Annotated in this window: 21 protein-coding genes; 12 read left to right on the top strand and 9 right to left on the bottom strand. The window is 64.0% G+C overall.

The features are described 5' to 3' along the window. Nucleotides 1-110 precede the first annotated feature (110 nt). Nucleotides 111-530: a hypothetical protein gene (locus RR51_RS11480; RefSeq protein WP_039613567.1), complete on the top strand. Its 420-nt coding sequence runs from the start codon at nucleotides 111-113 to the stop codon at nucleotides 528-530. A 22-nt stretch (nucleotides 531-552) separates the two neighbouring features. Continuing rightward, a complete protein-coding gene (locus RR51_RS11475; RefSeq protein ID WP_013974329.1) occupies nucleotides 553-1,425 on the top strand; it encodes a cation diffusion facilitator family transporter in 873 nt (290 codons plus the stop codon). A gap of 77 nt (nucleotides 1,426-1,502) precedes the next feature. On the opposite strand, the gene RR51_RS11470 is transcribed toward RR51_RS11475, so the two are convergent. Next, nucleotides 1,503-2,288 carry a DUF6515 family protein gene (locus RR51_RS11470; RefSeq protein ID WP_039613566.1) on the bottom strand — a complete coding sequence of 262 codons (786 nt, stop codon included), beginning with the start codon at nucleotides 2,286-2,288 and terminating at the stop codon, nucleotides 1,503-1,505. A gap of 395 nt (nucleotides 2,289-2,683) precedes the next feature. Between RR51_RS11470 and RR51_RS11465 the strand changes: the two genes are divergently transcribed. Further along, on the top strand, nucleotides 2,684-3,160 hold the full coding sequence (locus RR51_RS11465; RefSeq protein WP_003249795.1) for an Lrp/AsnC family transcriptional regulator: 477 nt from the start codon (nucleotides 2,684-2,686) through the stop codon (nucleotides 3,158-3,160). Nucleotides 3,161-3,214: 54 nt separating this feature from the next. Next, nucleotides 3,215-3,418 (top strand): DUF2788 domain-containing protein, encoded by a 204-nt coding sequence (locus RR51_RS11460; protein WP_013974331.1) that lies wholly within the window; start codon nucleotides 3,215-3,217, stop codon nucleotides 3,416-3,418. Between the two features lie 134 nt (nucleotides 3,419-3,552). Here the strand turns inward: RR51_RS11460 and RR51_RS11455 are convergent, their stop codons facing one another. From RR51_RS11455 to RR51_RS11435, 5 genes are all read right to left on the bottom strand, one after another. Next, nucleotides 3,553-4,191, bottom strand: a complete 639-nt coding sequence (locus RR51_RS11455) for a pseudouridine synthase (RefSeq protein ID WP_039613565.1) — start codon at nucleotides 4,189-4,191, stop codon at nucleotides 3,553-3,555. A gap of 6 nt (nucleotides 4,192-4,197) precedes the next feature. Next, entirely contained in the window at nucleotides 4,198-5,661 is a 1,464-nt protein-coding gene (gene amn / locus RR51_RS11450; RefSeq protein WP_015271928.1) for an AMP nucleosidase, read from the bottom strand. A gap of 215 nt (nucleotides 5,662-5,876) precedes the next feature. After that, a complete protein-coding gene (locus RR51_RS11445; protein ID WP_039613564.1) occupies nucleotides 5,877-7,529 on the bottom strand; it encodes an acyl-CoA dehydrogenase family protein in 1,653 nt (550 codons plus the stop codon). A gap of 182 nt (nucleotides 7,530-7,711) precedes the next feature. Further along, nucleotides 7,712-7,972: a DUF3077 domain-containing protein gene (locus tag RR51_RS11440; protein ID WP_003257593.1), complete on the bottom strand. Its 261-nt coding sequence runs from the start codon at nucleotides 7,970-7,972 to the stop codon at nucleotides 7,712-7,714. A 488-nt stretch (nucleotides 7,973-8,460) separates the two neighbouring features. Continuing rightward, nucleotides 8,461-10,449, bottom strand: a complete 1,989-nt coding sequence (locus tag RR51_RS11435; RefSeq protein ID WP_039613563.1) for a sensor histidine kinase — start codon at nucleotides 10,447-10,449, stop codon at nucleotides 8,461-8,463. A gap of 265 nt (nucleotides 10,450-10,714) precedes the next feature. Between RR51_RS11435 and RR51_RS11430 the strand changes: the two genes are divergently transcribed. From RR51_RS11430 to RR51_RS11415, 4 genes are all read left to right on the top strand, one after another. Continuing rightward, nucleotides 10,715-11,512, top strand: a complete 798-nt coding sequence (locus RR51_RS11430) for a hydroxymethylpyrimidine/phosphomethylpyrimidine kinase (protein WP_024087784.1) — start codon at nucleotides 10,715-10,717, stop codon at nucleotides 11,510-11,512. 13 nt (nucleotides 11,513-11,525) lie between these two features. Continuing rightward, nucleotides 11,526-12,149 (top strand): thiamine phosphate synthase, encoded by a 624-nt coding sequence (gene thiE, locus RR51_RS11425; RefSeq protein WP_039613562.1) that lies wholly within the window; start codon nucleotides 11,526-11,528, stop codon nucleotides 12,147-12,149. Between the two features lie 15 nt (nucleotides 12,150-12,164). Then, nucleotides 12,165-13,448: a glutamate-1-semialdehyde 2,1-aminomutase gene (gene hemL / locus RR51_RS11420; protein WP_013974339.1), complete on the top strand. Its 1,284-nt coding sequence runs from the start codon at nucleotides 12,165-12,167 to the stop codon at nucleotides 13,446-13,448. A gap of 175 nt (nucleotides 13,449-13,623) precedes the next feature. Further along, complete coding sequence (locus RR51_RS11415) at nucleotides 13,624-14,169, top strand: tetratricopeptide repeat protein (protein ID WP_003257587.1); 546 nt, start codon at nucleotides 13,624-13,626, stop codon at nucleotides 14,167-14,169. Between the two features lie 3 nt (nucleotides 14,170-14,172). Here RR51_RS11415 and RR51_RS11410 read toward each other — a convergent pair whose 3' ends face one another. Continuing rightward, nucleotides 14,173-14,499, bottom strand: a complete 327-nt coding sequence (locus RR51_RS11410; protein WP_039613561.1) for a DUF1820 family protein — start codon at nucleotides 14,497-14,499, stop codon at nucleotides 14,173-14,175. A gap of 276 nt (nucleotides 14,500-14,775) precedes the next feature. Between RR51_RS11410 and RR51_RS11405 the strand changes: the two genes are divergently transcribed. From RR51_RS11405 to lnt, 4 genes are read left to right on the top strand one after another with little or no spacing between them, the layout of a single operon-like run. Continuing rightward, the gene (locus RR51_RS11405; protein WP_039613560.1) at nucleotides 14,776-15,774 is read left to right on the top strand and encodes a PhoH family protein; all 999 of its coding nucleotides are present in this window, start codon (nucleotides 14,776-14,778) and stop codon (nucleotides 15,772-15,774) included. Further along, entirely contained in the window at nucleotides 15,767-16,240 is a 474-nt protein-coding gene (gene ybeY / locus RR51_RS11400) for an rRNA maturation RNase YbeY (RefSeq protein WP_013974343.1), read from the top strand. The genes RR51_RS11405 and ybeY overlap by 8 nt, the downstream gene beginning before the upstream one ends. Before the next feature lie 25 nt (nucleotides 16,241-16,265). After that, nucleotides 16,266-17,105 carry an HlyC/CorC family transporter gene (locus RR51_RS11395; protein WP_003257584.1) on the top strand — a complete coding sequence of 280 codons (840 nt, stop codon included), beginning with the start codon at nucleotides 16,266-16,268 and terminating at the stop codon, nucleotides 17,103-17,105. An 8-nt stretch (nucleotides 17,106-17,113) separates the two neighbouring features. After that, nucleotides 17,114-18,631: an apolipoprotein N-acyltransferase gene (gene lnt, locus RR51_RS11390; protein WP_013974344.1), complete on the top strand. Its 1,518-nt coding sequence runs from the start codon at nucleotides 17,114-17,116 to the stop codon at nucleotides 18,629-18,631. Between the two features lie 155 nt (nucleotides 18,632-18,786). Here lnt and RR51_RS11385 read toward each other — a convergent pair whose 3' ends face one another. Beyond that, nucleotides 18,787-19,548, bottom strand: coding sequence for a YdcF family protein (locus RR51_RS11385; RefSeq protein ID WP_039613559.1), 762 nt, complete (start codon nucleotides 19,546-19,548; stop codon nucleotides 18,787-18,789). 135 nt (nucleotides 19,549-19,683) lie between these two features. Continuing rightward, a complete protein-coding gene (locus tag RR51_RS11380) occupies nucleotides 19,684-19,998 on the bottom strand; it encodes a hypothetical protein (RefSeq protein WP_003257582.1) in 315 nt (104 codons plus the stop codon). Between the last annotated feature and the right edge of the window lie 212 nt (nucleotides 19,999-20,210).

Below are 20,210 nucleotides of genomic sequence, written 5' to 3'. Positions count from 1 at the left end.
CCTCGAACAGTCCCGCGAGTATAACGGCGAACCCAGCCTGCTCTATCATGGTCTTAGCTTCAGGTGCAGGCGCTTCGCTTGCCCTGCTGGATACCTTTTCGGAGATTTACATGCGCATCCCAACCCGCGTCATCGGTGGCGCCCTCATCGTCACCTTGCTGACCCAACTGACCGCCTGCGGCACCATTCTCTACCCGGAACGGCGCGGCCAGATCGGCGGCAAGATCGACCCAGTGGTTGCCGCAATGGATGCTATCGGCATCCTGTTCTACGTGATCCCGGGGCTGATCGCCTTCGGTATCGACTTTGCCACGGGCGCCATCTATTACTCAGGCGGGCGATCCGCCCAGGTTGACCCGGTCAAGCTGCGCGAGGCCGTGACCCCCGATGGCAAGGTCGACAACCTGAAGTTGCAGGCCATTCTGGAAAGCGAACTGGGCCAGCGCCTGCCGCTGAACGACCCACGGCTGATCCAGCATCGCGGCAGCATCGAGCAGTTGGCCAGCCTGGGCCTGGTGCCTGCAGCCTGAAGCACAGGGACACTACCCACGGATGATGACCACCCCGGCTGAACACCAACGCCTGCTACGTCTGGCCACTCGCGCATCGCTGGCGGTGGCCAGTATCCTGGTCCTGAGCAAGGCGTTGGCCTGGTGGCTGAGCGGCTCGGTCAGCCTGCTGGCCGGGCTGACCGACTCGGCACTGGATGCCGTTGCCTCGTTCCTCAACCTGCTCGCCGTGCACTATGCCCTGCGCCCGGCCGACGACGACCACCGATTCGGCCATGGCAAGGCCGAAGCCCTGGCCGGTATGGCGCAGGCGCTGTTCATCGGGGTCAGTGCGGTGCTGATCGGGGTGCAGGCGGTTGAACGCCTGCACACCCCGCAACCCTTGGGCGATACCGCCGTCGGTATCGGGGTAATGCTGCTGTCGCTGGTGCTGACCCTTGCCCTGCTGGCACTGCAACACAAGGTCATCCGCCTGACCGGCTCCACGGCGGTGCGGGCCGACTCCCTGCACTACCGCTCGGACCTGCTGCTCAACGGAAGCATCCTGCTGGCCCTGCTGCTGGCACGCTTTGGCTGGCCGCAACTGGATGCGCTGTTCGGCCTGGGCATCGCTGTCTATATCCTTTGGAGCGCGCTGCAGATCGCACGGGAAAGCACGGCCATCCTGATGGATCAGGAACTGCCCGGCGATGTCGGCGAGGCCATGGCTGCGCTGGTGCTGGCCATTCCCGGGGTCAAAGGCGTGCACGACCTGCGTACACGGGTGTCGGGCAACCAGTGGTTCGTGCAGTTGCATCTGGAGATGCCGGGGCAGTTGCCGCTGCATGAGGCGCATGCCTTGTGCGTGGAGGCCTCGAAGGTGATCCGCCAGCGTTATCCACAGGCGGATGTGATGGTGCATGCGGATCCGGTGTGAATCAGTGAGCGTAACTGTAGGAGCGGGTTTACCCGCGAACACCGGCACAGCCGGTGCCATGCACCGCATGTCCCGCTTTAGTTGATGCTGTAGCCTCGGCCACTGAAGCACGCGCCCAGCGCCCGCCGGTAGTTGTCCGCCACATTGGCCGGCGGCGCATAAGTCGCCGTCGCCGGGTCGAACCCTGACTGGCTCACCGCCCAACGGTGGCACTGGTAACGGTCCTGGTCCTGCTGTTCCTGCCCTTGCCCATACATCGGGTAGGCCACCACGTCATACCCACCGCCTACAGGTGCTGGCGCCGCAACCGGCGGGTTGACCACCACGTACTCGCGGCTGTCGGCCAGGTACTGGTAATAGGTATCGGCCACCAGGAAGAACAGCGCCCCGCCCAACCAGACTTCCCGCGCATAAGGCGGCAGGTAGTCGACCCGCACGCCGTAGGGCGGGCTCACCACGACATAACGGCCACCATGGGGGCGATACCAGTAACCACCGGAGTAGAAGTAGTCATCGCCACGGTAGGGCACTTTCCAGTAGCGGTCCGGGAAATGATCGATGGTGTGCCCAGGGCGATACTGCGGCCCCGGCCCCCAGCCATTGCCATGACCATCCGGGCGCCCTTGCCAGTCACCACCGGGCCGTTGCCCCGGGCCACCGGCTTCCCAGTGGCGGTTATCGCCATGACGGCGGGGAATGTCCTGGTAATAGCCCTGGCGTGGCGGCTGGGTCTGCTGCACTTCGTCACGCGAATTGAGCGAGCGGCCCGGCGCCCCCTCGCCCGGCCCTTCGGCCATGGCCCCAAGGCAGATGCTCAGCCCCAACACACCAACACCTGCCAACTGCCAGATGCGCGACTTCATGCTGTTCCTCTCGGTAGAAAATAAGGCAACCACAGCCAGTCTACCGCGCCTGTCACGCAGGCCAATTAAATTTCCGGACATGAAAAAAGGGAGGCCACAGGGCCTCCCTTCAGGAATTGTCGTCCGTGCTCGGCACTTGTGGCGCCGGCTCACCTCACACCGTCTTCTGGAAGGTGTGTAGCCCGGGGGCCTGCAGATCCTGTTGGATGGCTGGCCGCGACCGCCCGCCTAGGGCGCGTCGCCGTGGACTGATGTCCGGGCAGTGATTCTGTGGATAAAGATACCGGACAGGTTACAGCACAGGATTGCGAAGATTGCTCGGATAAATAGCACTTGCGCAATTTTTCACCCTGGATTGATAATTCGCCGCAATCCGAACAGAAAAGGCATAAACCATGAGCAAACTTGACCGCTACGACCTGAGTATCCTCGCCGAATTGCAGCGCGATGCGCGCATTTCCAACCAGGAACTGGCCGAACGCATCGGCCTGTCGCCTTCGCCATGCTCGCGTCGGGTCAAGCAACTGGAGGACGATGGCTACATCTCGCGCCAAGTAGCCCTGCTCGACCGCAAGAAGCTGGGCCTGAGCCTGACTGCCTATGTGCTGATCGGCATGGACCGCCACACCCCGGAGCGTTTCGAAACCTTCGAGGCGGCCATCCGCAACCTGCCACAGGTGCTTGAATGCAGCCTGGTCACCGGCATGGATGCCGACTACCAGCTGAAGGTGGTGGTGCCCGACATGGACCACTACCAGAAGCTGCTGCTAGGCAGCCTGACCCGCATTGAAGGCGTCACCAGCGTGCGTTCGAGCTTCGTGCTGAACCAGGTGCTGGCCAGCACCGAGCTGCCCTTGACCCACCTGCGTTAATTGCCTGCGCCAGCAGGCGTATAATCGGACGCTCAACCCGCCTGGAGAACACCGATGGATCCCGCCGTATTCGAAGAGTGGATGATGATCATCCTGGTCACCGTGCTGATCGGTTTCATGGGTTTCATCGTCTGGGACCTGGCGAAAAAGTCCAAGGCCGGGCGGTTCGGGACGCTGATCCTGTTCTTCGTGCTGGGGCTGGGGGTGTTGGCCTTTATCATCAAGAGCGTGGTGGTGGGGTTTCTCGAAGGGGTGTAAGGCTCAAGAAAGCCGGGAGCGCTTTGCGCTCCTTTCGCGACACAAGGCCGCTCCTACAGGGATCGCACAATGCCTGAGTTTGCGCTGCACCTGTAGGAGCGGCCTTGTGTCGCGATGGGCCGCAAAGCGGCCCCCTAGCGCTGCAACTTCGCCGGGACTTCTCGCCAGCAGCCCTGTTCCAACCCATCCAGCGCCCAGTCGCCAATCCGCACCCGCACCAGGCGCAAGGTCGGCAACCCCACCGCCGCCGTCATCCGCCGCACCTGGCGGTTACGCCCTTCGCGAATCACCAGCTCCAGCCAGCTGGTCGGCACGCTCTTGCGAAAACGCACCGGCGGGTTGCGCGGCCACAGCGCCGGCTCGTCCAGGCGCCGCGCCTCGGCCGGCAAGGTCGGCCCATCGTTCAGTTCCACGCCATCGCGCAAGCGCCGCAACTGCTCCTCGCTCGGCTCCCCCTCCACCTGAACCCAGTAAGTCTTGGCCAGCTTGTGCTTCGGGTCGGCAATGCGCGCCTGCAGGCCGCCATCGTTGGTCAGCAGCAACAGGCCTTCACTGTCGCGGTCCAGCCGCCCGGCCGGGTACACACCGGGGATGTCGATGTAGTCCTTGAGCGTCGCGCGCCCGTTGCCGTCGCTGAACTGGGTCAGCACGTCGAACGGTTTGTTGAACAGGATCAGGCGCGGCTCGGCCGGTGGCGCCTTGGGCTGGCGACGCGGGCCGGTGGCAGGCCGCGCCTGGGGGCGGCGCGGCTTGGAACGGGGTGGCAGTGACATGGATCCTCAGCGGAACGGCGGCTCATCAAAGCTGCGCAGTTTACGCGAGTGCAGCGAGTTGAGCTCGGTGCGCAGCAGGTCCAGGGCGGCAATGCCGATCTTCAGATGCTGGCTGACCGCCCGGTTATAGAAAGCGTTGGCCGAACCCGGCAGTTTGATCTCGCTGTGCAGCGGCTTGTCGGACACACACAGCAAGGTGCCGTACGGCACGCGCAAGCGGTAACCCTGGGCGGCAATCGTACCGCTTTCCATGTCCACCGCCACGGCACGCGAGAGGTTGATCAGCGGCCGCTCCTGGGCCCAGCGCAGCTCCCAGTTGCGGTCGTCGTAGGTCAGCACAGTGCCGGTGCGCAGGCGCTTCTTCAGCTGTTCACCACGCTCGCCGGTGACCTGCGCAGCGGCTTCCTGCAAGGCCAACTGCACCTCGGCCAGGGCCGGAATCGGGATGTTCGGCGGCACCACCCGGTCGAGAATACCGTCACGGCGCATGTAGGCGTGTGCCAGCACATAATCGCCGATGGTCTGCGACTGCCGCAGGCCGCCGCAGTGGCCGATCATCAGCCAGCAGTGCGGGCGCAGCACGGCCAGGTGGTCGGTGATGTTCTTGGCATTGGACGGGCCGACGCCGATGTTGACCAGCGTGACGCCGTCGCCGTCGGCGGCGATCAGGTGATAAGCCGGCATCTGATAGCGGTGCCAGACCACGCTGGCCACCAGGGCCTGGGTTTCACCATGGTCCATGCCCTTTTCGATCACCACATTGCCTGGCAGGACCATGCGCACGAAGCGAGGGTCGTCACGCAATTGGTCGAGGCCGTGGCTGATGAACTGGTCGACATAGCGGTGATAGTTCGTCAGCAGGATCCACGGCTGTACATGGCGCCAGTCGCTGCCGGTGTAGTGCACCAGACGGCGCAGCGAGAAGTCGACCCGCGCGGCATCGAACAGCGCCAGCGGCAGAGTCTCGGCACTGCCCCAGTCATACAGGCCGTCGGCGATGTTGTCGGTCGCAGCCGACAGGTCGGTGCTGGGGAACACCCGCGCCAGCTGCGCGGCGGTGATGCCGCTGCCGGCCAGTTCGTCGCCCTGATCGACCACGTAGGGGTAAGGAATGTTCTGTTCACTGACGCCGACCTCTACCGTGACGGTGTAGTCGTGCATCAGCGGGCGCAGTTGCTCCAGCAGGTAGCCACGAAAAGCAGCCGGCTGGGTGATGGTGACGCTGTAGGTACCTGCCACCTGAACCTTAGCGTAGGCCCGCGTGGTGGCGGCGACTTCACCATGGCTGTAATAGGTCAGGCGCAGCGCCGGGTAGCGGAACAGGTCGCGCTCTTCGGCGCCCGGCTCGGTACGGTCCTTCAGGTAACGCTTGAGGGCCTGGCTAAGGGCCCCGGTGGCCTGGTCATGCAGGGCCGCCAGACGGTCGACGGCCTGTTCGGGGGTATCAACGACTACAAAAGCTTGGCTCACACTGTGCTTCCTGTCTGGACATGCATGTGAACCATCTTGCCTGCCTTCTTGGCTAAATACACCCCCATTGATCGGTGTTAATCAGCAGGCCAGCGCTGGTCCCTGTAGGAGCGGCCTTGTGTCGCGATAGGGCTGCAAAGCAGCCCCGGCAATTTGTGCATCTGCGCTGATCCCCTGGGGCTGCTTCGCAGCCCTATCGCGACACAAGGCCGCTCCTACAGGTCCTGTGTTGGCGTAGCCCTGGCCACCAATGCCGCCACATCCACACCCCGCGGCAACGCCCCGTAGACGCGCCCGCCCACCGTCAAGCGACTGTCGATAAACGCATCACTGACCACCGCATTGCCCGCCTCCAGCAACAGCTTGGCCTGCAGCGCCAGGGCAATATCCTCGGTCAGCTGCCGCGCGCGGTACTGCATGTCGCCAGTGTCGGCAAACGCCCCCTTGAGGTTGCCGATGTGCGCCGCCAGGCGCGGGTCCCCGTGGCCATCGCCCAGCTCGGCGAACAGCGCATCGAGCACGCCCGGCTCCTTGGACAAGGCCCGCAGCACGTCCAGGCATTGCACATTGCCCGAACCTTCCCAGGTCGAGTTCACCGGCGCTTCGCGGTACAGCCGTGGCAGGATGCTGTCTTCCACATAACCCGCCCCGCCCAGGCACTCGGCGGCCTCGTTGATCATGGCCGGCGCGCGCTTGCAGATCCAGTACTTGCCCACCGCCGTGACCAGCCGGGCGAAATGCGCCTGCTGCGGGTCTTCCAGCTGCTCCAGCGCCTGCCCCATGCGCAGGCTCAGGGCCAGCGCGGCCTCGCTTTCCAACGCCAGGTCGGCCAGCACGTTCTGCATCAACGGCTGCTCGCTCAGCAGCCGCCCGCCGACCTTGCGGTGCGCGCAATGGTGGGTCGCCTGGGTCAGCGCCTGGCGCATCAAGGCGCTGGAGCCGACCATGCAGTCGAAGCGGGTCATGGCCACCATTTCGATGATGGTCGGCACGCCCCGCCCTTCTTCCCCGACCATCCACGCCAGGGCACCGCGGAATTCCACCTCGCTGGAGGCGTTGGAACTGTTGCCCAGCTTGTTCTTCAGGCGCTGGATATAGAACTGGTTGCGGCTGTCATCCGGGCGGTGACGCGGCAGCAGGAAGCAGCTCAGGCCTTTTTCGGTCTGGGCCAGGGTCAGGAAGGCATCGCACATCGGCGCCGAGCAGAACCACTTGTGCCCGACCAGTTCGTAGGGCTGCCCCGGGCCCGCGGCGCCGACCGGATAAGCCCGGGTGGTGTTGGCCCGTACATCGGTGCCGCCCTGCTTCTCGGTCATGGCCATGCCCAGGGTGACCCCGACCTTGTGGCGGTCGCCGACGTTACGCGGGTCGTACTCGCAGGCGAGGATTTTCGGCAGCCAGTATTCGGCCAATTCGGGTTGCAGCCGCAGCGCTGGCACGGCGGCGAAGGTCATGGTCAGCGGGCAGCCGGTACCGGCCTCGGCCTGGCTGTGCAGGTAGGTCATCGAAGCCCGCGCCACATGGGCGCCTGGGCGGGGTTCGGCCCATGGCAGCGACGGCAGGCCGTGCTCGACGGCGGTGCGCATCAGTTCGTGGTAGGCGGGGTGGAACTCGACCAAGTCGATGCGATGGCCGTAGCGGTCGTGGCTGCTGAACTCCGGCTTGTGCGCATTGGCCAGGAAGCCCGCCTGCATCAGCGGGCCACCGGCCAGGGCACCGTAGGCATCGATCCGCGATTCGGCCCAACCCGCACCGAAACGCCGCGACCATTCCTGTAGCGGCAGGTCGAGGCGGTAAAGGTTGGCACCGTCGAGGGGCGGTGGCTGGTTGGTGACTTCGTGGGTTTCAGCGTACTGGTGCAGGTTCATCGGGGGCTCCTGGATCCGGGTAGCTTGAGAGCCCCAGTGAAGCACTCCCCGCGGGTCAGTCAAAGTGACATTAATGACTAAACATGTGGTGGGGGGCGCATGTCAGCCCTAACCCGATTCCCGCACCGTCATCAAAAAGCACTGTTCACCCCCGCGAAAGGGCCGATGCAGCCAAATAAAACTCAACGCATCAAACCCAGCTCGGCATCATCCAGCAGCGCCTTGGCCATTGCTGCGAAGTAGTGTGAAGCCCACATCATTTGCTGGTCGCCATCCATCAAACCGGTAAGCGACAAGTCCCGCGCATAGCCCATCAGTTCCGAGGCCTGCTCACGGGCGCTGCGACAGGGGATGCCCTCGGCAATGCGGAACAGTGGATGGGTTTGGCCTTCGCCTTGGTAGAAGTAGGTAACGCCAGGGGTGGTTTTGGTTTCGTCGTTCATGAGTTCGGCACCATGGAGATATGTGCCACCCGTCTGTTTCCACACATAGGGGTGACAGCTGCACACGGGGTGGAAAACCAGGCATGGTGCGAACCCGGTAGGCCCAAAGGCCTCCCGCGTACAGCTGTCGTAACGACACACACCATAGGTCTTGCCAGGTTTCCACACCCGATCGCTGAACCGTCAGCGACTGGAAAAGCCTAGAGCGCGGGATTTGCAGGAACAATCAGACGCGTGTCGACAGCGGTTGTAGGGTATTTCGCAGGGGATGGAGTTGCCAGTGCTGAAGCGTAGGAAGAGTCTGGCGTTGTTGTCGGAGTGCAGGCGCGGTCAGGGCATGTCCTGGGGGCCGCTTGCGGCCCTTCGCGGGCATGCCCGCTCCCACAGCGATCGCGCATTGCCTGAATTCAGCGCCAAACCTGTGGGAGCGGGCGCGCCCGCGAAGGGCTGCAAAGCAGCCCCAACAAAGCCTGCGAAAACGAAAACGCCTAAAGCGACCGTCGCGTCTGCAGAACATTCGATGCCATCTGCACCTGCGCAATAGCCATGTTCAAACTCAACTCGAACCGGCTCCCCAACCCCCGCGTCGACTCATGCGACAACCGTGCCCCCAGCAATTCCCCCATCTGCCGGCAGATCGACAAACCAATCCCCAGCCCGCCATAACGCCGGGTCATCGAGCCATCGACCTGGAAGAAGCGCTGGTACAGGGTCGCCTGGTCGAGGTCATCGAAGCCGATACCGCTGTCGCTGACCATGAAGGTCAGCGCCAGGTCGTCAGGCCCCACCCGGCGCCCGCGCACCTGGATCATCACCCCGCCCTGGTGGGTGAACTTCAAACCGTTGTCCACCAGACACCCCAGGCAGCGGGCCAGCTTCTGAGCATCGCCCAGCAACCCGTCCGGCACATCGGCCGGGATGTCCAGGCTCAGGTACAAGCCTTTGCCCAAAGCCTGCCCGGCATAACCGGCACGTACGCCCTGCAGCAGGTCACGCAGGCTAAATGGCGCCGGCTGCGCGCGCAGGCGGCCGGCCTGCAGTTCGGACAGGGTCAGGATGGCATCGACCATATCCATCATGCCCTGGGCCGAGCCCACCGCCGTGCGGTGGTACTGGGCCATCTCGGCCTCCATCGGCAGGGTGTGCATCAGCTCCAGCGAGCCGATCACGCCATTCATCGGCGTGCGCAGCTCATGGGTCACGCTGGCCAGGAATTCGTCTTTCAGCCGGTTGCTTCTGGCCAGTTGCAGGTTCAGTTGCTCCAGCGTGCGTCCGGTGTCTCGCAAGGTCTGCGCCTGCTGCTCGCGCAGGCTGTTGATGCGGTCGGCCAGCGCCAGCGACAGCAAGGCCACCTCCAGCGCCGACCCCAGCTGGCTGGCATACATGGTGATGAACACGTTCGGCAGGTAGCCCAGCACCATCAGGGTGTTGACCAGGCCACCGAGCAGGAACGCCGTCCAGGCGATGATGAACCAGCGTGCCACGCGCAAGCCACGCCACCAGGCGTACAGCCCTGCAGCGAAGATGCTCACGGTAAACAGCAACGCCAGCACCGTGGCCATGCGCAAAGCGACACCGTAGCGCATGGTCACCGCCAGCACCATGACCAGCGCGCCACCCAGCATCAGCAACTGCAGCAGCCGGTCGAAACCACGGCTGATGCTGCCCAGTTGCAGGAAATGCCGGGCGAACTGGCAGCCGAACAGGCCAGCGGCACCGATGAACAACGGCGTCGAAGCATTCGCCCACCACGGGCTGTCCGGCCAGAAGTAGGCCACACCGGCGCCATTCACCGACACCTGGTAAAAGCCGAACGAGGCGATATAGAGGATGTAATAGAGGTAGCTGACGTCGCGCACGCTGAGGTAGATGAATAGGTTGTACACCAGCATCACCAGCAACACGCCGTAGATCATCCCCAGCACATACAGGCGCGTGGGCTGCTCCTCCATGTAGGCCTGGGCGGACCACAGCGCCAGCGGCGCCTGCACCGAGCCCTGGCTGTGCAGGCGCAGGTAGGCGGTGGTCACCTGGCCAGGCGGCAGCAGCAGTTCGAACAGGTAGTTGTTCTGCAGGATCTGCCGGCTTTGGTAGGGCAAGGCGTCGCCGGTGCGCCGGGCCAGGCGGTAACTGCCACTGCTGTCGGGCAAGTACAGCTCAAGGTGGTCCAGCGGCGGATAGGCCAGTTCCAGCAGCCATTGCCGTGGGGCGGTGCCGGGCGCGGCGACAGGGCGCAGTTCGACCTTGAGCCAGAACACCGAGGTGGAGTAACCGGCGTTCAGCACGTCTTCATGGTGGGGGCGAAAATGCTTGGCGAACCCAGGGGCACTGACCTGGGCGATGCTGGCGCTGCCATCGAGGTCTTCATAAACCTGCATGGCCTTGCCCAGCGGAAGATGCTGCGTAGCGTCGTCGAAATCGACTGCCCCGGCCAGCACGGGCAGCAAGCCCAGAAGCACAATCAGCAAATAGCGCATACAGCCCCAGCATGGCCTGTCCGGTCGAGTCGCGGTTGCCTCCCATCCGTTTGAGACGACACGATCCGGCAGAACCCGTTTGTAGAGTTATCCGAGCACTCTAGCATAGCTTCGCAACCTGGCAATCGACCATATCCAATCAAAAAGAAAAGGCTCTAAATCAATACTTTCAGAAATTAAACCGGCAAAAATCTGACCTTATGATCAACAAAACTCGTTTGTAGGACGATCCGCCCAAACAGGATTGGTGGTAAGCTCGCCGACCATGAATACCTACAGCTCCCGCCCCGTTGTCCTCTGTCTCTCCGGCCACGACCCCAGTGGCGGCGCCGGCCTGCAGGCAGATATCGAAGCCCTGATCGCCCAAGGCTGTCACGCCGCACCCGCAGTGACCGCCCTGACCGTGCAGGATACCGTCAACGTTTCCGACTTCCGCGTGCTCGACCGCGAGTGGGTGCTGGCCCAGGCCAACGCCGTGCTGGCCGACTCCTCGGTGGCCGCCGTCAAACTCGGCATGCTCGGTTCGATCGAAATGGTCGACACCGTCGCCGAACTGCTGGCGGCCCACCCGCATCTGCCGCTGGTCTGCGACCCAGTGCTGCGTGCCGGTGGTGGTGGTCGCCTGGGCAAGGACGAAGTGGGCTACGCCCTGCGCGAACGCCTGCTGCCGCTGGCGACCATCGCCACGCCGAACCTGCCCGAAGCCCGCATCCTTGCCGAACTGCCCGAAGGCACCGCCGACGAGTGTGCCGAGAAACTGTTGCCGTTCTGTAGACACCTGCTGATTACCGGCGGTCACGGCGACGAAGACGAAATTCACAACCGCCTGTACAGCCGCGACGGCCAGCACCACACCTGGACCTGCCAGCGCCTGCCGGGCAGCTACCACGGTTCGGGCTGCACCCTGGCCAGTGCCCTGGCCGGCCGCCTGGCCCTTGGCGAGCAGCTGGAAAGCGCCGTCCGCAGCGCCCTGGACTACACCTGGCGCACCCTGCGTGACGCCGAACAGCTGGGCAAGGGCCAGTTCGTGCCGCGCCGCCTGCCGCTGGATTTCTGCTCCTGACACGAGGCCTCCAATGAAGCTACGCGGTCTGTACGCCATCACTGACAGCCAGCTGCTCGCTGGCCGTTTCCTGTCCCATGTCGAGGCGGCACTGGAAGGCGGCGTATGCCTGCTGCAGTACCGCGACAAAAGTGACGACGCGGCACGCCGCCTGCGCGAAGCTGAAGGGCTGATGCAGCTCTGCGAGCGCTACCGCACTCAGCTGATCATCAACGACGACGCCGAACTGGCCGCGCGCCTGGGCGTCGGCGTGCACCTGGGCCAGACCGACGGCCCGCTTACCCCGGCCCGCGCATTGCTCGGACGCCAGGCAATCATCGGCTCCACCTGCCACGCCAGCCTCGAGCTGGCCGCGCAGGCTGCCAGCGAAGGCGCCAGCTACGTGGCCTTTGGCCGCTTCTTCAATTCTGTCACCAAGCCGGGTGCACCCGCTGCCAACATCGAATTGCTGGAGCAGGCCCGCGCCCAGGTGAAACTGCCGATCGCGGTGATCGGCGGCATTACCCTCGACAACGCCGCCCCGCTGGTCGCCCATGGCGCCGACCTGCTGGCGGTGATCCACGGCCTTTTCGGTGCCGACAGCGCTCAGGAAGTCACCCGCCGCGCCCGCGCCTTCAACGCCTTGTTCGCATCCTGATTCGAGAGAACCCCCATGTCCCGTTCCGAAGCCCTGTTCGCCCAAGCCCAGAAGCACATCCCCGGTGGCGTCAACTCGCCGGTCCGCGCTTTCAAGAGCGTTGGCGGCACGCCGCTGTTCTTCAAGCATGCCGAAGGCGCCTACGTCGTTGACGAGGATGACAAGCGCTACGTCGACTACGTCGGCTCCTGGGGCCCGATGATCCTCGGCCACGGCCACCCGGAGGTACTGGACTCGGTACGCAGGCAGCTGGAGCACGGCCTGTCCTATGGCGCCCCGACCGCCATGGAAACCGAGATGGCCGACCTGGTCTGCTCGCTGGTGCCATCCATGGAGATGGTGCGCATGGTCAGCTCGGGCACCGAAGCCACCATGAGCGCCATCCGCCTGGCCCGTGGCTACACCGGCCGTGACGCCATCATCAAGTTCGAAGGCTGCTACCACGGCCACTCCGACAGCCTGCTGGTAAAAGCAGGCTCCGGCCTGTTGACCCAGGGCGTGCCGAGCTCGGCGGGCGTGCCGGCGGACTTCGCCAAGCACACCCTGACCCTGCCGTTCAACGACATCGCCGCCGTCGAGAAGACCCTGGCCGAAGTCGGCCAGACCGTAGCCTGCATCATCGTCGAGCCGGTCGCCGGCAACATGAACTGCGTACCGCCGGCGCCAGGCTTCCTCGAAGGCCTGCGCGAGCAGTGCGACAAGCACGGCGTGGTGTTGATCTTCGACGAAGTGATGACCGGTTTCCGCGTTTCGCTCGGCGGCGCCCAGGGCCACTACGGCATCAAGCCGGACCTGTCGACCTTCGGCAAGATCGTCGGCGGCGGCATGCCGGTCGGCTGCTTCGGCGGCAAGCGTGAAATCATGGGCTGCATCGCCCCGCTCGGCCCGGTCTACCAGGCCGGTACCCTGTCGGGTAACCCGCTGGCCATGGCCGCCGGCCTGACCACCCTGAAGCTGATCAGCCGCCCGGGCTTCCACGCCGAGCTGACCGACTACACCAGCCGCATGCTCGACGGCCTGCAACAGCGCGCCGATGCCGCTGGCGTGCCGTTCGTCACCACCCAGGCCGGTGCCATGTTCGGCCTGTACTTCAGCGGTGCCGACGACATCGTCACCTTCGAAGACGTGATGGCCAGCGATGCCGAGCGCTTCAAGCGCTTCTTCCACCTGATGCTCGATGGTGGCGTGTACCTGGCGCCAAGCGCGTTCGAGGCCGGCTTCACCTCCATCGCCCATGGGGACAAGGAGCTGCAGATCACCCTGGATGCGGCTGAAAAGGCTTTTGCAGCCCTGAAGTAATTGTCAGCCTGTACCCGCGAAGAGGCCGGTACAGGCAACAAATACCCATGCACAATCAGCTGACTTCCCCAACCAAGCAGAAATTCGAGTAAAACTTTGTAAGGTTGGCGCTGCTTATCCCATAATGTGCCACCAGAGACATTGGCCGCAGCTTTGCAGAGGTAAGTCGATCCCCATGAACCGCACCGGCCGCGCCCTGACCCTGGGCTGCCTGTTGCTTCTTCAGCCCCTGCTGGCCCTGGCGGAGGGCGGTAACTCGTTGCTCATTCCGGCGACGGGCCGCTGCACCTTGAATGTCCAGCCTGAAGACCTGGCAAACGCCCTCAAGGCTTGTGAGCAGACGGCAACGGCGGGGGATGCCCAGGCGCAATTCGAACTGGGCGAGTACTACTACACGCAAACGCCGAAAAACCTGGGCAAAGCCCTGAACTGGTTCGAAAAGGCCTCGCTGCAAGGCCATGCCGAGGCCCAGTACCGCCTGGGCGCCATGTTCTTCCGTGGCGAAGGGGTCAAGGCCAACAATGTGCAGGCCTACATACTGCTGAAGATGGCCGCGGTCAACGGCGCCGAGGATGCGCTGGACATGGCCGACGAAGTGACCGAGCAAATGCCCCGCGACGAACTGGAGCATGCCACCCAGGTGCTCGGCCAGATCTTCCGCAAATACCTGCTGGAACTGCAGAACGCCGAAGGGCGCACGCCGTTCTCGCCACTCCCCTGAGGGTTACTTTTCCGGCATCGGCATGGGGAACGGCATCACGTTGCCGCCGCCCTTGGCTTCGCTGATCTTCGCCGTGCCCAGGCGCTCCACCTCGTCTATGCGCACGATCGAGTGCATCGGCACGAAGCTGCGGATCACCCCCTCGAACTGGCTCTTGAGCTTTTCCTCGCCAGGGTCAACTACCAGCTGCGAACGCTCGCCGAACACGAACTCCTCGATTTCCAGGAAACCCCACAGGTCGCTCTGGTAGATCTGCTTGGCATACATCTCGAAGACCTGCCCCTGGTTGAGGAAGATCACTTTATAGATGGCAGGTTCACGTTTGCTCATGTTCGTCGGGATAACACATGCGTAAGAAAAGGCGGGCATCATAACAGACAGGTTTGCTGAACTGTGTTGCCTGTCCCGGCCTCATCGCCGGCAAGCCAGCTCCCACAGGTACTGCGCAAGCTTCAGGCCTGTGCAGTATCTGTGGGAGCCCGGCTTGCCGGCGATAGGGCCGGAACAGGCCATACATACCGTTGAACGTTTCAGTGCTTTCGCCACTGCCATTCAAGGGTTATTCTTGAGTTCACATTCATTGCCGTCGAGCGGCTAAAAACGACCTTGAACGCACCCATACAACCCCATCGCTTCATCCTCGAACCTTTCGAGGCCCACCGTTTCGCCAACTTGTGCGGCCAGTTCGACGAGCACCTGCGCCTGATCGAACAGCGCCTGGCCATCGAGATCCGCAACCGCGGCAATCAGTTCGAACTGATCGGCGAACCCAAGACCACCTCCGCTGCCGAACAACTGCTGCGCCGTCTCTACCGCGAGACAAAGGCCAGCGACCTGTCGCCGGAAACCGTGCACCTGTACCTGCAGGAATCGACCGTCGAGAACATCGACAACCCGGCCGTCAACGAGGTCAGCGTGTCGCTGCGCACGCGCAAGGGCAACATCCGCCCGCGCGGGGTCAACCAGCAACGCTACGTCAAGGAAATCCTGGCCAACGACATCAACTTCGGCATCGGCCCGGCCGGTACCGGCAAGACCTACCTGGCCGTGGCCTGCGCCGTGGACGCGCTGGAGCGCGAACAGGTGCGCCGTATCCTGCTGGTGCGCCCTGCGGTCGAGGCGGGCGAAAAGCTCGGTTTCCTGCCCGGCGACCTGGCCCAGAAGATCGACCCGTACCTGCGCCCGCTGTACGACGCCCTGTACGAAATGCTCGGCTTCGAACACGTGGCCAAGCTGATCGAGCGCCAGGTGATCGAGATCGCCCCGCTGGCCTACATGCGTGGCCGCACCCTGAACAACAGCTTCATCATCCTCGACGAGAGCCAGAACACCACGCTGGAACAGATGAAGATGTTCCTCACCCGTATTGGCTTCGGCTCCACCGCGGTCATCACCGGTGACATCACCCAGGTCGACCTGCCCCGTGGCACCAAGTCAGGCCTGGCGCACGTCATCGAGGTGCTGAGGGACGTTCCGGGGATCAGCTTCACCCACTTCCAACCCAAAGATGTGGTTCGTCACCCACTGGTGCAGCGCATTGTCGAGGCCTACGACCGCTTCGATGCCCGCCAGGCCAAGCCCGAGGCGCCCGGCAAAGATGCTTGAACTCGATATTCAACGGGCCACGGATGCTGCCGCCCCGGATGACACCGCCTTTCGCCGCTGGTGCGAACTGGCCCTGCGCCAGCGCAGCGCCGATTCGGAAATGACCATTCGCCTGGTTGACGAAGCCGAAGGCCGCGAGCTGAACCACACCTACCGGCACAAGGACTACGCGACCAATGTGCTGTCGTTCCCGGCCGACGTCCCCGACGACCTGCTCGATATCCCGTTGCTGGGCGACCTGGTGATCTGCGTGCCAGTGGTCGAGCGCGAAGCCGCCGATCAAGGCAAGTCGCTGGAAGCGCACTGGGCACACCTGGTCATACACGGTTGCCTGCACCTGCTCGGCTACGACCACATCGAGGATGAGGAAGCCGAGGAAATGGAAGGCCTGGAACGGGAATTGCTGGCAGAACTGGGTCATCCCGACCCGTACGCCGACGATGAAACCGACACCATCACACACTGAAACACGAAGGATCACGAGAACCGCCATGAGCGAAGATCGATCGAGCAACGGGCAGAAGTCCTGGCTGGGTAAACTGACCCAGGCTTTTGCCCATGAGCCGAAAAACCGCCAGCAACTCCTTGAACTGCTGCGCGAAGCCCATCAGAACAAACTGCTGGACAGCGAAGCGCTGACCATCGTCGAAGGCGCCATCCAGGTGGCCGACCTGCAGGTTCGCGACATCATGGTGCCGCGTTCGCAGATGATCAGCATCAAGGCCAGCCAGTCGCCTCGCGAGTTCCTGCCGGCGGTGATCGACGCCGCGCACTCGCGCTACCCGGTGATCGGCGAAAGCCACGACGATGTGCTCGGGATCCTGCTCGCCAAGGACCTGCTCCCGCTGATCCTCAAGGAGAATGGCGACAGCTTCAACATCAAGGACCTGCTGCGCCCGGCCACTTTCGTGCCCGAGTCCAAGCGCCTGAACGTGCTGCTGCGCGAGTTCCGCGCCAACCATAACCACATGGCCATCGTCATCGACGAGTACGGCGGCGTGGCCGGCCTGGTCACCATCGAGGACGTGCTGGAGCAGATCGTCGGCGACATCGAGGACGAGCACGACGTCGAGGAGGACAGCTACATCAAACCGCTGCCCAGCGGCGACTTCCTGGTCAAGGCGCTTACCCCGATCGAAAACTTCAACGAGTTCTTCGACAGCGAATTCTCCGATGACGAGTTCGACACCGTCGGCGGCCTGGTAATGAGCGCCTTCGGTCACCTGCCCAAGCGCAACGAGACCACCGAGATCGGCCCTTACAAGTTCCGTATTCTCAATGCCGACAGCCGGCGGATACACTTGCTGCGCCTGACACCGATCACCCGTTAAGGACAAACATGCGTTGGATCACCCGCCCCGGCTGGCCCGGTAACCTGCTGGCCCTGGCGGCCGGTGCCTCCACCCTCCTGGCCCTGGCGCCTTTCGACATCTGGCCCTTGGCCGTGTTGTCCATCGCCCTGCTCTACCTCGGCCTGCGCGAGCTCAGCCCGCGCCAGGCCATGTGGCGCGGCTGGTGGTTCGGCTTCGGCCTGTACGGTGCCGGTACCTGGTGGATCTACGTCAGCATGAACACCTACGGCGGCGCCTCGCCGCTGCTGGCGATCCTGCTGCTGCTGGCGTTCTTCGCCGCCCTGGCCTGGTTCTTCGCCCTGCCCACCTGGCTGTGGGCACGCTGGCTGCGCCGCACCGAAGCACCACTGGCCGACGCCTTGTGCTTTGCCGCCCTGTGGCTGCTGCAAGAGGCCTTCCGCGGCTGGTTCCTGACCGGCTTCCCCTGGCTCTACGCCGGCTACAGCCAGCTGGACGGCCCGCTGGCCGGCCTGGCACCGCTGGGTGGCGTGTGGCTGATTTCCTTCGCACTGGCCCTGACCGCTGCCCTGTTGTGCAATGTGCACCGCCTGCGCGCCCGCCCCTCGTTCCTCGCGGTGGGCTGCCTGCTGTTGCTGGCCCCGTGGGTGCTGGGCCTGGCGCTCAAGGGCCATGCCTGGACCAAGCCGGCGGGGGACCCACTGAAAGTGGCGGCCATCCAGGGCAACGTCGAGCAGGACCTGAAATGGGACCCGGCGCACATCGATGCGCAGCTGGCGCTGTACCGTGACCTGAGCTTCAGTTCCAGGCCGGTAGACCTGCTGGTGTGGCCGGAAACCGCGGTCCCGGTGCTCAAGGACCAGGCCCAAGGCTATATCGACGTGATGGGCCGGTTTGCCGCCGAGCGGCATTCGGCGCTGATTACCGGCGTGCCAGTGCGTGAAGTGGTGCATCACCAGCGCCGCTACTACAACGGCATCACCGTCACTGGTGAAGGCGATGGCACCTACCTCAAGCAGAAGCTGGTGCCTTTTGGCGAGTATGTGCCGCTGCAGGACATGCTGCGTGGCCTGATCGAGTTCTTCAACCTGCCCATGTCGGACTTCGCCCGCGGGCCGGAAGACCAGCCGCTGCTGCAGGCAAAGGGCTACCAGATTGCGCCTTACATCTGCTACGAGGTGGTCTATCCCGAATTCGCCGCAGGCCTGGCGGCCCGCAGCGACCTGCTGCTGACCATCAGCAACGACACCTGGTTCGGTACCTCGATCGGCCCGTTGCAGCACCTGCAGATGGCACAGATGCGCGCGCTGGAAGCCGGGCGCTGGATGATCCGCGCCACCAACAATGGCGTGACCGCGCTGATCGACCCGTTTGGCCGTATTACCACACAGGTACCGCAGTTCCAGCAGGCGGTGCTGTATGGCGAGGTGGTGCCGATGCAGAAGCTGACGCCGTACCTGCAATGGCGGTCGTGGCCGCTGGCGATTGTCTGTGCATTGCTGCTGGGTTGGGCGTTGCTGGCAGGCCGTATAGCCAAGACTGTTTAACCAGGCGACGCAGATCACTGTAGGAGCGGCCTTGTGTCGCGATAGGGCCGCAAAGCGGCCCCGGCATTCCCGGCATAGAAGCTGAAATCTGGGGCTGCCATGCAGCCCATCGCGACACAAGGCCGCTCCTACAAGGGATCGCGTAAGCCGGTAAATCAGTAGAACAGCCGATACCCCACCAACCCGGCCACTTCATTGAGCAACTGCCCGCTCTGCCACATCGCCCGGCTCTCCGGCAGCAACCCGCCGAACGGCCGCGCATGATCGCGCCCGAGGAACCCGACTGGCGCCGGCACCACCTCGAACCCCGCCTGCTCGAAGCTCCAGCGCGAGCGCTGCATGTGCCAGGCCTGGGTCACCACGACCACCCGGCGCATCCCCAACGGCTGCAACACCTTGGCCGTTAGCCGGGCATTCTCCCAGGTCGTGCGGCTGCCCTCCTCCCGCCATTTCACCTCGACACCGAAATCTTCACGCAGGCGATCAGCCATCAACCGCGCCTCGCTTGGCGGCGTGCCATAGTGCAACCCGCCACTGGTCAGCACCGGCAAGCCCGAAGCCTTGGCCAGCCGCGCGGCGAAGCGCATGCGCTCCAGCGCCGTGGCCGTGGGCTGGTCGCTACCACCCCAGGCCGGGTCACCTCGCTCACGCCCCGCGCCCAGCAGCACGATGGCATCCGCCCGGCTTGCCAGGCCGGCCCAATCGCTTACCGCCAGCGGCGCTTCCGTCTCCAGCGCACGGGCGGTTTCCTGCACCACCAGCGGCAGGCTCATCAGCCACAGGCCACCAAGGCCCACGGCAAAACACAGCGCTGCCAGCCTGGGCCGGCGGCGACGCAGCCACCACGCCACAAGCAGCAGCAGGAACAGGACGCCTGGCGGCATCAGCCATTGTTTGACGAAGAATCGGATCGGCATTGGCCACACCTCCTTGGCAGGCGTGCAGCCTAGAAGGATCGACGCCGGTCAACAAGGGTGTGGCCGGCGCCAATCGTGAGCTGTGCAAAATTTAAGAACCGGCGCGCGATTGCCTGCGCCTGGCGTCCTGAACGGCTAGCGATGCGGCAGCGTCCTGGATCTCGCCGTGCTGGCGGGGCGTTTCTTGTCCTTGAGCCAGATGATCTTGGCCGATGTCGGCTCCGCTTGTGGGTAACTGCCGACACAGGCATTGTGGCGCTCCGGGAGGGAATCCAGGTAGGCCTTGATCAGTTCGAACTCTGCGTGGCTCAGGCCACGCAACTCCAGCTCGGCTGGCATTTCGTCGCGCAATCGCACCGAGGTCCTGGCCACTTCCAGCGCCAGGCCAAGCCGGTCGATCAGGCGTTCGTATAGCTCCGGTCTGATTGCGGGTAGCTGCGTCTCTCCCATCCGTTCACCTCATTGAAGATAAGAATATCTCCCCCCACACCTGAGCTTAGCGTCGTTGAAAAAAGCAGCCGTGTGCCGCGACCAGCGGGCATTCGCAACGAAGGTTTCCCACGATGCGCGGCGCTGCTGTATGCTACGGCGTTCACTCTAAACGACACCGGAGTGCCGGACGCAGCGAGGTTCCGCTGCCTGGAACAAGGTCTCTTCCCTCT

This window comes from Pseudomonas sp. C5pp (assembly GCF_000814065.1).
Classification (GTDB): domain Bacteria; phylum Pseudomonadota; class Gammaproteobacteria; order Pseudomonadales; family Pseudomonadaceae; genus Aquipseudomonas; species Aquipseudomonas asiatica.
This window is presented reverse-complemented; position numbering and strand designations above follow the sequence as displayed.

Coding starts and splice junctions, on each gene's coding strand:
- RR51_RS11455 (WP_039613565.1), bottom strand. CDS start 4,191: ATGTCACTGCCACCCCGTTCCAAGCCGCGCCGCCCCCAGGCGCGGCCT.
- hemL (WP_013974339.1), top strand. CDS start 12,165: ATGTCCCGTTCCGAAGCCCTGTTCGCCCAAGCCCAGAAGCACATCCCC.
- RR51_RS11430 (WP_024087784.1), top strand. CDS start 10,715: ATGAATACCTACAGCTCCCGCCCCGTTGTCCTCTGTCTCTCCGGCCAC.
- lnt (WP_013974344.1), top strand. CDS start 17,114: ATGCGTTGGATCACCCGCCCCGGCTGGCCCGGTAACCTGCTGGCCCTG.
- RR51_RS11415 (WP_003257587.1), top strand. CDS start 13,624: ATGAACCGCACCGGCCGCGCCCTGACCCTGGGCTGCCTGTTGCTTCTT.
- RR51_RS11435 (WP_039613563.1), bottom strand. CDS start 10,449: ATGCGCTATTTGCTGATTGTGCTTCTGGGCTTGCTGCCCGTGCTGGCC.
- RR51_RS11470 (WP_039613566.1), bottom strand. CDS start 2,288: ATGAAGTCGCGCATCTGGCAGTTGGCAGGTGTTGGTGTGTTGGGGCTG.
- RR51_RS11410 (WP_039613561.1), bottom strand. CDS start 14,499: ATGAGCAAACGTGAACCTGCCATCTATAAAGTGATCTTCCTCAACCAG.
- RR51_RS11385 (WP_039613559.1), bottom strand. CDS start 19,548: ATGCCGATCCGATTCTTCGTCAAACAATGGCTGATGCCGCCAGGCGTC.
- ybeY (WP_013974343.1), top strand. CDS start 15,767: ATGCTTGAACTCGATATTCAACGGGCCACGGATGCTGCCGCCCCGGAT.
- RR51_RS11480 (WP_039613567.1), top strand. CDS start 111: ATGCGCATCCCAACCCGCGTCATCGGTGGCGCCCTCATCGTCACCTTG.
- RR51_RS11460 (WP_013974331.1), top strand. CDS start 3,215: ATGGATCCCGCCGTATTCGAAGAGTGGATGATGATCATCCTGGTCACC.
- RR51_RS11440 (WP_003257593.1), bottom strand. CDS start 7,972: ATGAACGACGAAACCAAAACCACCCCTGGCGTTACCTACTTCTACCAA.
- RR51_RS11475 (WP_013974329.1), top strand. CDS start 553: ATGATGACCACCCCGGCTGAACACCAACGCCTGCTACGTCTGGCCACT.
- RR51_RS11380 (WP_003257582.1), bottom strand. CDS start 19,998: ATGGGAGAGACGCAGCTACCCGCAATCAGACCGGAGCTATACGAACGC.
- RR51_RS11395 (WP_003257584.1), top strand. CDS start 16,266: ATGAGCGAAGATCGATCGAGCAACGGGCAGAAGTCCTGGCTGGGTAAA.
- thiE (WP_039613562.1), top strand. CDS start 11,526: ATGAAGCTACGCGGTCTGTACGCCATCACTGACAGCCAGCTGCTCGCT.
- RR51_RS11465 (WP_003249795.1), top strand. CDS start 2,684: ATGAGCAAACTTGACCGCTACGACCTGAGTATCCTCGCCGAATTGCAG.
- RR51_RS11445 (WP_039613564.1), bottom strand. CDS start 7,529: ATGAACCTGCACCAGTACGCTGAAACCCACGAAGTCACCAACCAGCCA.